This is a genomic window from Desulfobotulus mexicanus (assembly GCF_006175995.1).
GTDB classification, from domain to species: Bacteria; Desulfobacterota; Desulfobacteria; order Desulfobacterales; family ASO4-4; genus Desulfobotulus; species Desulfobotulus mexicanus.
The window spans coordinates 16,989-28,617 of sequence record NZ_VDMB01000031.1; the positions used below are offsets into that span (position 1 = coordinate 16,989).

9 protein-coding genes are annotated in these 11,629 nt (G+C 50.2%); 3 read left to right on the forward strand and 6 right to left on the reverse strand.

Annotation, left to right across the window (positions count from 1 at the left end; all coding sequences use genetic code 11):
• The first annotated feature begins 128 nt into the window (after positions 1-128).
• A complete protein-coding gene (locus FIM25_RS15300) occupies positions 129-2,891 on the forward strand; it encodes an Hsp70 family protein (protein WP_139450731.1) in 2,763 nt (920 codons plus the stop codon).
• A 22-nt stretch (positions 2,892-2,913) separates the two neighbouring features.
• Here the strand turns inward: FIM25_RS15300 and FIM25_RS17180 are convergent, their stop codons facing one another.
• Positions 2,914-3,051 (reverse strand): hypothetical protein, encoded by a 138-nt coding sequence (locus FIM25_RS17180; protein ID WP_179953437.1) that lies wholly within the window; start codon positions 3,049-3,051, stop codon positions 2,914-2,916.
• Between the two features lie 150 nt (positions 3,052-3,201).
• On the opposite strand from FIM25_RS17180, the gene FIM25_RS15305 reads away from it, so the two are divergent.
• Positions 3,202-4,116 (forward strand): tetratricopeptide repeat protein, encoded by a 915-nt coding sequence (locus FIM25_RS15305; RefSeq protein ID WP_179953438.1) that lies wholly within the window; start codon positions 3,202-3,204, stop codon positions 4,114-4,116.
• Positions 4,117-4,550: 434 nt separating this feature from the next.
• Here the strand turns inward: FIM25_RS15305 and FIM25_RS15310 are convergent, their stop codons facing one another.
• The gene (locus tag FIM25_RS15310; protein ID WP_139450733.1) at positions 4,551-5,198 is read right to left on the reverse strand and encodes a response regulator transcription factor; all 648 of its coding nucleotides are present in this window, start codon (positions 5,196-5,198) and stop codon (positions 4,551-4,553) included.
• Positions 5,174-6,670: a PAS domain-containing sensor histidine kinase gene (locus tag FIM25_RS15315; protein WP_139450734.1), complete on the reverse strand. Its 1,497-nt coding sequence runs from the start codon at positions 6,668-6,670 to the stop codon at positions 5,174-5,176. The genes FIM25_RS15310 and FIM25_RS15315 overlap by 25 nt, the downstream gene beginning before the upstream one ends.
• Positions 6,671-6,875: 205 nt before the next feature.
• On the opposite strand from FIM25_RS15315, the gene FIM25_RS15320 reads away from it, so the two are divergent.
• Positions 6,876-9,128, forward strand: a complete 2,253-nt coding sequence (locus FIM25_RS15320; protein ID WP_139450735.1) for an acetyl-CoA hydrolase/transferase C-terminal domain-containing protein — start codon at positions 6,876-6,878, stop codon at positions 9,126-9,128.
• Between the two features lie 141 nt (positions 9,129-9,269).
• Here FIM25_RS15320 and FIM25_RS15325 read toward each other — a convergent pair whose 3' ends face one another.
• The 3 genes from FIM25_RS15325 to FIM25_RS15335 form a co-directional block, all read right to left on the reverse strand.
• Complete coding sequence (locus FIM25_RS15325; RefSeq protein ID WP_139450736.1) at positions 9,270-10,436, reverse strand: Fic family protein; 1,167 nt, start codon at positions 10,434-10,436, stop codon at positions 9,270-9,272.
• 389 nt (positions 10,437-10,825) lie between these two features.
• Positions 10,826-11,011, reverse strand: coding sequence for a Txe/YoeB family addiction module toxin (locus tag FIM25_RS17795; RefSeq protein ID WP_425456389.1), 186 nt, complete (start codon positions 11,009-11,011; stop codon positions 10,826-10,828).
• A gap of 81 nt (positions 11,012-11,092) precedes the next feature.
• A complete protein-coding gene (locus tag FIM25_RS15335) occupies positions 11,093-11,350 on the reverse strand; it encodes a type II toxin-antitoxin system RelB/DinJ family antitoxin (protein ID WP_139450737.1) in 258 nt (85 codons plus the stop codon).
• Positions 11,351-11,629 lie beyond the last annotated feature (279 nt).

The following is an 11,629-nucleotide window of genomic DNA, read 5'->3' on the forward strand; positions in this document are numbered from 1 at the left end:
ATGAAGGCATGTTCAGGTTTTTTAGATATTTATGGCCTTTAGGGTTAGGGTCTTTAAGGACTTTAAGGTCCTTAAAGTCCTTAAGGCCTTTCCGCAGACAGTTACACACCTAAATTCTGGAAATTCTTATGCAGACCAGCCAACCCGCCTTTGTGGTGGGCATAGACCTCGGAACCACCAATTCTGCAGTATCCTTTGTGGATCTCAGGGAGGCTTCCCGCGATATAAAAAGCTTTCCCGTATCCCAGCTCACGGGTGCAGGTGTTTTTGCCCCTAACAGCGTACTGCCTTCTTTTTTGTATATTCCGGGCTCCCACGAAATGGATATGGAGGCCATCACCCACCCATGGCCGAAATCCACGGATATTTTTGCAGGTGTTTTTGCAAGGGATTACGGCGGGAAAGTACCTGCCCGGATGGTGGTATCCGCCAAAAGCTGGCTCTGTCATGATCAGGTGGACCGCAGGGCGGCCATTCTGCCCTGGGGGGCTCCTAAGGAAGTGCCTAAACTCTCTCCCATAGAGGCCACGGCTCATTATCTCTCCCATATCCGCAGTGCCTGGAATGTTTTCCATGCCAAAGATCCGGACTGCCATCTGGAACACCAGAAAGTAACCATCACCGTTCCAGCCTCCTTTGACGAGGTGGCTCGGGAAATGACCCTTGAAGCCGCAAGAAACGCAGGGCTTCCTCGGGTGACCTTGCTGGAGGAGCCTCTGGCTGCTTTTTATTCATGGCTGCTGCGCCATGAAAAAAACTGGATGGACTTCATTAAGCCCGGTGAACTGGTGCTGGTCTGCGACATGGGCGGCGGCACCACGGATTTTACCCTCATCAGCCTCAAGGAAAGCGAAGACGGAGGAAGTCCCCGCTTTGAGCGCCTTGCCGTGGGTGAGCATCTGATTCTGGGTGGGGACAACGTGGATCTGGCACTGGCCCGCCTGGTGGAGATGAAGCTTGGCAAAGGGGATATTTCCCTTTCGGGCGACCGCTGGAAGATTCTCTGTCACCTCTGCCGGTCAGCCAAGGAAAACCTGCTGGACGGTAAAAAAGAGAAGGAACGCATTACCCTTGTGGGGGAAGGTCGTAAACTCATAGGGGATACCCTTTCCACCTTTCTGGAAAAGGATGAGGTGGAAAGGGTGGTGCTGGAGGGCTTTTTCCCAAACACAGGCCCCGATGACCTGAAACGGGAAAAACCGGTGATGGGAGGTGTCACGGAATTCGGTCTTCCCTATGCCCAGGACCCGGCCCTGACCCGTCATATGGCCGCCTTTCTCCATGGTCATAAAGATGAGGTGGACAGGAGGATGCAGAGAACACCAAGGCCGGATCACATCCTCTTTAACGGGGGGGCCTTAAAGCCCCTTGTAATCCGTGACCGCATCCGCTCTTCCATTCCCGCCCTTTTCGGTCTTTCTCCGGATGAAGTTCCCGTGGAGCTGGAAAATCCCGCCCCGGATCTGGCCGTTTCTCTGGGTGCGGCCTATTACGGTCTGGTCAAATCCGGCATGGGCGTGAAGGTGGGCAGCGGCAGCCCCAGAAGCTACTATGTGGGTATTGCCGTGGGTGAGAAAAGAAAGGCGCTTTGCCTTGTGGAGAGGGGCTTAGATGAAGGAAGCACCATTGATCTTCCCCAGAGCCGTTTTGAGGTACAGGCCAATCAGCCGGTGCAGTTTGATGTTTTTGCCTCAAGCTTTCGTTCCGGAGATAAAGCCGGAGATCTTGTGGATATTGATGATTCACTGGCCTCCCTTCCCCCTTTGCGTACCCTCATCCGCTTCGGCAAAAAGGATGAAGCCCGGAACATTCCCGTTCACATGGCTGCGGCCTATACGGAAATGGGTTCCCTTGCCCTATGGTGCCGTTCGGAAATTACGGATCACAGATGGGAGCTTTCCTTCCAGCTTCGGCAGCAGGTGCAGGCTTATGTGCCGGAAAACAGGGAAACGGTGGATGCGGACCGCATAGATTCCGCCGTATGTGCAGCCCTCATGGCCTTTGAGGATGCAGGCGGTGTGGACAACCCCGTCCGGGAGATTTCAGCCATTGTTCTTTTATCGAAAAACCAGTGGCCTTTGGATCTTCTGAGGAAGATATCCGATGCCCTGATTGCGGAGCCGGATCTGCGGACCATATCTCCTGCCCATGAAACCCGCTGGTTGAACCTTCTGGGATTCTGTTTAAGGCCCGGCACGGGCGAGGCCTTTGATGAGGAGCGCATTAGAAAACTCTGGAAAATTTACAGGGACGGGCCTGTTTTTGCCAACAAAGCCCAGAACAGAAATGAATGGTGGATTCTGTGGCGCAGGGTGGCAGCAGGCCTTGGGCCGGGAAGACAGCGGCAGATTCTTCAGGATCTTTCGCCCCTGCTTTTTCCCAAAAGCAAAGGGAAAAAGGCCCCCATTTCCCAGGAGATGGTGGAAATCTGGTCCGCCATAGCCAATATGGAACACTTAAGTGTGCAGGATAAAACCCGCTGTGCCACAACCCTTTTTCCCGGGCTTAATCCGAGAAAAACACCGGAGCGTCTTTTCTGGGCCTTTTCAAGGCTCTGCAGCCGGAACATGCTTTATGGTCCGGCAGACCGGGTATTGCCCCCTTCTGTTATTACAGGCTGGGTGGAGGCCCTCATGGATATGCCATGGACGGACCCCGAGGCCGGGGCATCTGTGCTCATCCCCATGGCCCGCATGACGGGCGACAGGGTAAGGGATCTTTCCCCTGAACTGCGGCAGAAGCTTGTGGCTGAACTGGGCATGAATCAGGATGCGGAAAAGAGGCAGGCCCTGACCTGCCTTGGGGCCGTAGTACCCATGGAACAGCAGGAGGAAAAGGCCATGTTCGGAGAATCCCTGCCGCCGGGTCTGCGGATGATGGTTGAGGTATAGCAGTGATCTGATTTTTCAGATATCAGTTGAAAAAAGCTTCGCTTTCGATGGTCGTTAGAACCAGTTCCTGAACCTTGTGATTTACATCGTTTTTTATGGATTCCAGAGCGGTGAGGGCTTCGGGACGCTGGGGCAGGGCAGTGATAAGCGTATTAACCACAACCCCATAATCCTTGAGGTATATAAAGGAAGACAGGGGTTATGATTGTTTTTCATAACAGGTAGGCAAGGCATGGGTACGGACAATTTACTCGCGAACAGCCTGTGTGCCTTTCACCGGAATTAAATCAATTAAAATACTGGATCTGATGTGATAGGTGATTGCAATATTTTAAAATCCTTGTTCTTTCTTTTCCTCCTGTTTTCTTTTATGCCTGTCCATGCCGCAGAACCCTTTGAGTGCAGGCAGGCGGATCTTTTTGACTATGGATTGATCCGTTATCAGGAGCAAAAATGGGATCTTGCGGTTTTAGGTCTGGACCGTTTTATCCACGCCTGCCCCGAAGATTCCCGCAGGCATGAAGCAGCAATCTATCTGGCCCTTTCCTATGAAAAACAGGGAAAAACTGAAGAAGCGGCAGGGCTTTTACGCCATATCCACAGGGAAGGCGGTGAGCCTGAGGCTTCTATGGCTGCCCTTGTTCTGGCTTCCCTTTATGCCGGGGAAGGCGAGGCCGGACAGTCGGTGCTCTGGGCGGAGAATCTTTTACGGTCCATGGAAAATGAGGATATGCGCACAGCTGCCCTCTGGATGGCAGGGGGGCAGTATCTGAAGGCTGGAAATTTCCAAGGTGCTGCGGCTCGCTGGGATTTTCTGACGGGTGAGGATCGCAGGGAGGCGGAAGGGCTTTGGGTGGCATGGCAGGAGAGACCGGAAAAGGGTAGAAAAAGTCCTTTTCTGGCAGGATTTTTTGGGGTGGTTCCCGGCGGCGGTTATTTTTATACGGGCCGGAGGCAGGCGGGGACCACGGCTTTTTTCCTGACCCTTGGCATGGGAGCGGCTTCATGGGAAGCCTTTGATCAGGATCTTCCGGTTTTGGGAACCTTTCTTGGGCTGATCACTCTGGGTTTTTACGGAGGCAGCATGAAGGGCGGTATGGATGAGGTCCGCCTGACCAACCGTAATATTGATGCCAGCCACGAGGCTGAGGTGCTGTCCCGGTTCAGAAAAGAAGCGGATTTTCCCTTGGACAGGGGCAGTATAAGGATTTCCCTTCCGTTCTGATATTTTTATCGTTTGTAAGTATTCAGCACATTTTATTCAGAAATTCCAACGCTGAAATTTCAGCAGCTTCGTACTATTGCAAGGCACCCTGGCTGTTTGCAAGTGACATTGCAATCGTTTCGGATCAGAGCTTTGAAGGCCTGTGCGAAAGAAGCGGCAAACTGTCTGAGCCGCCACAAAGGCAGCGTACGAAAGCTTGCTATGGTAATAAAAAAGCTTATCCTGCCTGTGGCGGGGAGTTTTTGCCGCTTCCGCACAGGGCAAGAAGCTCCCGAATAAGATTGCGTCACAGGCAAATAGCTTTGGTGCCTGTGCATCTCTATCTGGCAGGCATGATACTTGGAAAAATATGCTGAACAATTACTATCGTTTTTTTTCGATTCTGCTCTGACTCAGGAAACCGGGTCAGAAAACATTTCCTACCATTAGCTGAATTATCGCCTGCTCACCCATTCCACCGCTTCCCTCATCAGCTCTCCGGATGTGTTCACGTTCAGCTTTTTTTTGATCAGTTCCCTGTAGCTCCCCACGGTTTTGGCACTCACTCCAAGAAGGTCTGCAATTTCCTTTCTCTGAAAACCCTTTCCCATGAGTTGAAAGACTTCCAGCTCCCGATCAGAGAGGGTTTCCACGGGATGACTTGCCGGGTCTGCCTTGCGGCTTAAGCGTCCCACCATGCGGCTGACCATGGTCTGGCTGGCATAGATGCTGCCGGAAAGCACCTGACGTATGGCCTGAATGATGGTGTCGCTCATTTCCCCTTTCATTATGTAGCCCATGGCTCCCAGCCTGAAGGCCCTTTCCGCATACATGGATTCATCGTGCATGGAAACAATGAGGGCAGGGATTTTGGGTCTGAGGCTCTGGATTTCAGAAAGAAGCTCCAGGCCGCTTTTGTCCTTCAGGGTTATATCAATGATGACCATGTCCGGTTCCAGCTCTTCAAAGGCAGTACGTGCGGCATCCACGTCTTCGGCTTCTCCGCATATGGTCATATCCCTTTCCTCATTGATGAGGTGGGCAAGACCTTTGCGGAATACGGGGTGGTCATCCACGATCAGAATACGTGCGGTATGCGGCATAGGACTTCTGCTCCTGAATGGGGGCTGCGGTTTCGGATTTCGATGTCAGCACCAATGCGTCTGGCCCTGTGGGTCATGATTCCAAGCCCCATACCCTGATTGGGAAGGGGATGGGGCAGGCCCTGTCCATTATCCTTTATAAAGAGGTATATACCCTGTTTTTTGTTGTTGAGGCCAAGGTGAATCTGATCTGCACGGCCATGGCGCAGAGCATTGCTGACGGCCTCCTGGGCTATGCGGTAGAGATTCACCGCAGTATTGTGATCCATTTTCATATCTTGTGTGTCTGCTTCAAAACGGCACTGGACTTCGAAAACATTTTCTATGTGCTCTGCCAGCTGGGAAAGGGCTGCGGCCAGCCCCCCTGCATCCAGATTCACGGGGCAGAGGCCCTTGGCAATGTTTCTTGTTTTGGTTGTGGCTGAGCGGATCAGCTCTGTGATTTCTCCTGCTAGAATTGCACCGGGACTTTCTGCGGCAAGCAGCCTTTTGTGCAGCAGGCTTGCCATGGCCTCAACGCCCACAAGATGCTGGCCCAGATCATCATGGAGATCATAGCCGATTTTTCTGCGCTCTTCTTCGCTGGTGCGTAAAATTTCTTTTTCGAGCCTTCTTTGTTCCGTAATATCCAGAATGGCTGTCAGCATGCAGGCCTTGCCGTTGAAATCCACAATGTCTGCGGAGAGATTGCCGTGGCGGATTTCACCTCCATGGGTTCTGTAAGTCATTTCCCGCTGATGGAACTGGCCATGGTTCATCAGTTCCCTTGCAAGGCTTTTAAAAAGATCCGTGTCCGGCCAGAAGGCCATATCCCTTATCTTTGCGCTGACAATGCTTTTTTCCGGATAGCCGGTCATTTTCAGGAGGGTATTGTTGACATCCAGTATGAGACCTTCATCCATGGTGGCAATCATCATGGCCACTGGGCTTGAGTGAAAGGCCTTGGCAAATTTTTCCTCGGATATTTTAAGGGCTTCTTCGGTTTTTCTGCGCTGGGTGATGTCCAGTACCGATGCAATGCTTTGCAGGGTTCCGGGAATCATGGCTACGGTCATGGTAGCGATGAGGGGATCACCATTTTTATTCCGCAGGCGGCATTCGTAGGTTCTGGGGGCGGCATCGGGATCAATTCTTCTCAAGTGATGGTAGTGCTTCATGCGCTCCCGGTCGGCCACATTTTCCACAAAGACCGTCCAGACCTGTCGTCCTTCCACCTCGTGGCGGCTGAAACCGGACAGTTTTTCAAATTCCGCATTCACCATGGCGATGGTGGCATCCTTTTCAATGAGCATGGTTGCCGTTCCCGTATTGGCAAATACGGTGCGGTAGGTTTCTTCGGATTTTTTAAGGGCCTGCTGAGCTTTTCGCAGGGCTGCTGCATCGCCTTCCAGCCTCTGGATGCGGCGTTTCAGTTTTCTGGTTTCCTTAAGGAATCCAGAGCCTGACTGACGGAGACTGTGCAGGGGTCTCATGGGGTTTCTCCATTTTTTGGGTGTACCTTATACAGATATCAGACAGGTGCAGAACATGGGTCTTTGACCTATGCTAAAAAAGGTTTTTCATGGGTTCTTAAAACCGTGGGTGCCGGATTTTTTTTCACGAACAGGGAGGATACTATGCAAAAAATGAAATTTTTACAATCCGATCCCCGTTCACCATGAAAAAAGGAGAATACCCATGACAGCAATGCAAACCCGTTTTATGGCCGATGTGGAAGCCTGTGTGGATACCATCATTGAAACCGTGGGCAAGGACGTTGTTCTGGGAATGCCCCTTGCGCTGGGTAAATCCCACCATGTTACCAATGGTCTTTATGCAAGGGCGAAAAAAGATCCTGAAATGAAACTCACCATCCTCACGGCCCTTGCTCTGGAAAAGCCTTCCCCTTCCAGTGAGCTGGAACGGCGCATGCTGGAACCCATTGTGGCCCGCATTTGGGAGGGTGTCCCGGATTTTGATTATATGAAAGATTACAGAAATGGAAAAATGCCGGAAAATGTCACGGTCCGCGAATTTTTCTACAAAGCTGGCAGTTATATGAATGTACCCGCAGCCCAGCAGGAATATATCAGCAGCAATTATACCCATGTGGTGAGGGATCTTGAGGTTAATGCCATCAATGTTTATTGCCATATTGTGGCCAGAGGAGAGGAAAACGGGCAGCTTGTGTTCAGCGATTCCTGTAACTCGGATCTGGGGCAGGATATCATTGATTATATGGAAAAATCCAAGGCAGCAGGACGTCGTGTCATGCATGTGGCCCATGTAAACCGGCATCTTCCCTTCATGTACGGAGATGCGGTGAACACACCGGATGTATTTGATATTGTCCTTGAAGGGGAGGAGATGCACACGCCTCTCTTTTCAGTGCCTAAGGCTTCCGTTGCCGTGGCGGATCATGCCATAGGGCTGCATGTGAGCAGCCTTGTAAAAGATGGCGGTACCTTGCAGATTGGCATTGGCGCACTGGGGGATGCCATTGCGGACAGCCTTATCCTGCGCCATGAAAAAAATGATGTCTACCGCAGCCTGCTGGCCGATGCCGGGATTGAGGAACACTATGGAGACCTTGTGGACAGTATCGGCGGCAGAAAGCCCTTTGAAGAAGGGCTTTACGGTGCAACAGAAATGTTGGTGGAAGCCTTTATGTACCTTTACAAGGCCGGTATTCTTAAACGTAAAGTCTACCAGAATGAAAATCTGCAGCGCTTTGTAAATGATGGATCTCTGAAGGAAGTGGTAAGGCCTGAGGCATTGGCTATGCTTCTTTCCGAAAAACCCTTCTATCCCATGCTGATGAAAGAAGATTTTGACATCCTTCAGTATTACGGACTCTTTCAGGAGGGTCTTGTATATGATGATTTTCAGATTAAAGACAGGGCTGGCAATTTCTGGACAGCGGATCTCAGGGATGAAAATTACAGAAAGGAGCTGGCAGGGGCCCTTTGTGGTGGCAGCCTGAAAAACGGAGTGCTGCTCCATGCAGGCTTTTTCATCGGTTCCAATGATTTCTATGAAGGTCTGCGCACCATGGATGCCGATGAACGCAGGCTTTTCAGCATGACAGGGGTGGATGTGGTCAACCAGCTTTATGGCAATGAAAGGCTGCGGGCCCTTCAGCGCAAAGATGCCCGTTTTGTGAACACGGGCATGAAGCTCTCACTTCTGGGCAATGTCTGTTCCGATGCCCTGGAAGATGGCCGTGTGGTTTCCGGTGTGGGGGGGCAGTACAATTTTGTGGCCATGGCCCATGCCTTAAAGGATGCAAGGCTTATCATGATGCTTCGCTCCACCGGGTTCAGGGGAGGGCAGACCGTATCCAATGTGGTCTTTAATTATGGTCACACCACCATTCCCCGCCATCTGCGGGATATTGTGGTGACGGAATACGGCATTGCGGATCTGCGGGGGCGTTCGGACAGGGAAATCATCTCAAGGGTCCTTGCGGTGACGGATTCCAGATTCCAGGAAGGCCTGCTGAAAAAGGCAAAGGATGCGGGTAAAATTCCACAACATTATATTATTCCCGAAGCCTTCCGCAACAACACGCCCCAGCGCCTTAACGCCCTTGCGGCAAAATATAAAAATCAGGCTGTTTTTGCACCTTTTCCCTTTGGATCGGAATTTACAAGGGAAGAACAGGTTCTTGGGAGATCCCTGCGGGGACTTAAACAGAATATAGCCCGGAAAAAATGGGCCACCATAGGCGGTATTCTCGGTGGTCTGTTCAGGCCTGCTCCTGAGTCAGCCCATCCCTTCCTGCAACGCATGGGGCTGGATCAGCCTTCAAACTTCAAGGAAAAGCTTTTGCGCAGCGTGGTTACCCACGCTCTGATTTCCAGCGGAAGCCTTGATGCTGCCGTCAGCCGTCAGGAAACGGTTTCGGAAAAGGCCATGAAACCCGCTGCTGCGAGGGTGACAGTGCGATAGTCTGGTTCCTGAATCTGTATTTGCCGCTGGTTCAAGTTGCTTCAGGCGGTGAAAAGGTTGAAAAAGAGATTTTATGACTGCCCGGAGGCCTGTTTATGGCTTTCGGGTAGTTTTTTTTGAACATTCCTTCCGCATACCCGATCAGCGTGGCAGTTCGGTGCCTTCGTTCATGATCCGGATATATTCCACATAGGAATAGATGCGGTTTCTCTTCTGCCCGGTTACTTCTTTGACGATGCCAAGCTGCTCTAATTCACGCAGGCACGCGTTTACTGTAGCCGGTGAAAGCTGGGTCTTTTCCTTTATCCAGTTTGGCGAAGCCATCGGTCGTTCCAGCATCGCTTTGTGAATCAGGTGTGCCGAGCCGGAAATACGCTTCAGTCCATTAATCCGCTGGCCATCCTCAGCTGAAAGCCTCATCAATTGTTGAGCTGTATTCACTGCCTGTGTTGCTGTGTGAATGACCGCATCAGCAAAGAAATGGAGCCATGCCTCCCAGTCACCGGTCAAGCGGATCTCATTCAACAGCTCATAGTACCGCTGCCGATGAGTCTTGAAATATAAACTCAGGTAGAGCATGGGTTCCTTCAGTACCTTCTCAGAACAAAGCAGTAAGGTAATTATTAAACGACCAAGACGCCCGTTACCATCGAGAAACGGGTGGATCGTTTCAAACTGAACATGCGCCAACGCAGCTTTGATCAGAACCGAGGTCTTTTGCGGCTGATCGTGTAAAAACAACTCCAGCTTGCCCATGCACTCCTGAACATATTCCGGAGGCGGAGGCACGAACGCCGCCGTACCGGCACAGCTGCCACCAATCCAATTCTGGCTTCTACGAAACTCACCCGGATCACACTCCTTGCCACGCCCCTTCGACAGCAGAACGCTATGAATCTCTTTCAGTAAGCGAAGCGAGAGCGGAAAATCTTCATTCAACCGATTCAAGCCATGATTCAACGCCGCCACATAATTGCTGACCTCCTGCACGTCATTGAGCGGCACACCGGGTTGATGTTCAAGCTCGAATAACAGCAGGTCTGAAAGGGAGGATTGGGTTCCCTCGATCATTGAGGACAGAACGGCCTCTTTGCGTACATACATATAAAGGAAGAGAGAAGTGTCCGGCAGCAATACTGAAACGCTGTCCAGACGACCAAGAGCCAGCAGGGCCTGATCAAACTTTTCCCGGAGTTCTGATGACCACTCAATCGGTGGTGTGGGTGGTAACGGAGCCGGAACAAAGGCTTGTGTCTTTTCCCCGATGGTCGAAATGGTTACGTAATGGCCTTGTAGATCACGCTTCATGGTCTTATTTCACTTTTTGAATCAATGGTTTTTTTTATTTTAACTTAGAAGGTAAACTAAAATAATGTAATGAACACCGATTGTAAAGGGAAAAGCCCTTATTCTTAGTGGTATCTGCAAAATATGTGGTGGCAAGGCGGTGAGATTTGTGAAGCCTGAAGAATAGTCTCGTTCGTTTGAGGGCGGGCATTTTTAATGGCCATATATGGATCAAAAGTATTGGCCATTGACATCAGGAATCAGATTTTTTTTAATTGTTTTTCAGGATGGCTGCATGTACGGGGGCCAGCTCTGCTCCACTTCTTTTCCTCTTTTAAGAATTGAGCCAGCAAGGGTATTGCCGTAATCTGGGTGGTATTTGACTGGTACTTGGGTGTGTTTGAATATCATCAATCATCGTCATAATGCCCTTTGCACTGGGCAATGTAGCAATCATTTCCGTCAATTGAATAGACCAGACGATGACGGTGATCAATACGGCGGCTCCAGAAGACTGAAAGATTACCTTTCAATGGCTCGGGTTTGCCTGTTCCATTATAGGGGTTGCGTTGAATTTCTTTAAGAATATCATTTATTTTTTTAAGGTTTTTTTATCCTGAATCTGCCAGTACAGATATTCAGCCCAAGCTTTATCATGCCAGATTAACATAAATTTTTTAATCTTTTATCAAGTCTCTTGCTGAACAATTTTTCCCTTGTTTCAAATCCGCAGCAACGTCTGCCAGGTGAGACTGGTTTTTGACATTGTAGAAAGGATCAGGATCTGCATATGGCTGAAATGGCAAACCATTTACCCGTACCATCTGAGCTAAAAACATCCGGATAGCGGAAGCCAGATCCAATCCCATATCAGCTGCGACTGCCTGTGCCCTGGCCCTTAACTGATCATCTACTTTTACCTGTACGCTCGCCATAAAACACCTCTATTGTATTGTCTAAATCATTAAATATAATATGATGGACTCGCAAAAAAAAACAAAATTCCATAACCTTTTAAATTTGTTGTTTTTATGTGGTTTTGCTATTGATTCAAGGAGCCGTTTTTGTTATATATATCCTGTGATATTAATCTATTATAAGGATTTTGCATGATCTACGTTAAAGATCACAAACAGTACGACATGTTCAGCCCGTTTGAGCATCTTGGTCCAAAGAGGCTGGCTCTTCTGGAGTCATCATGGGCGCATCTGTTT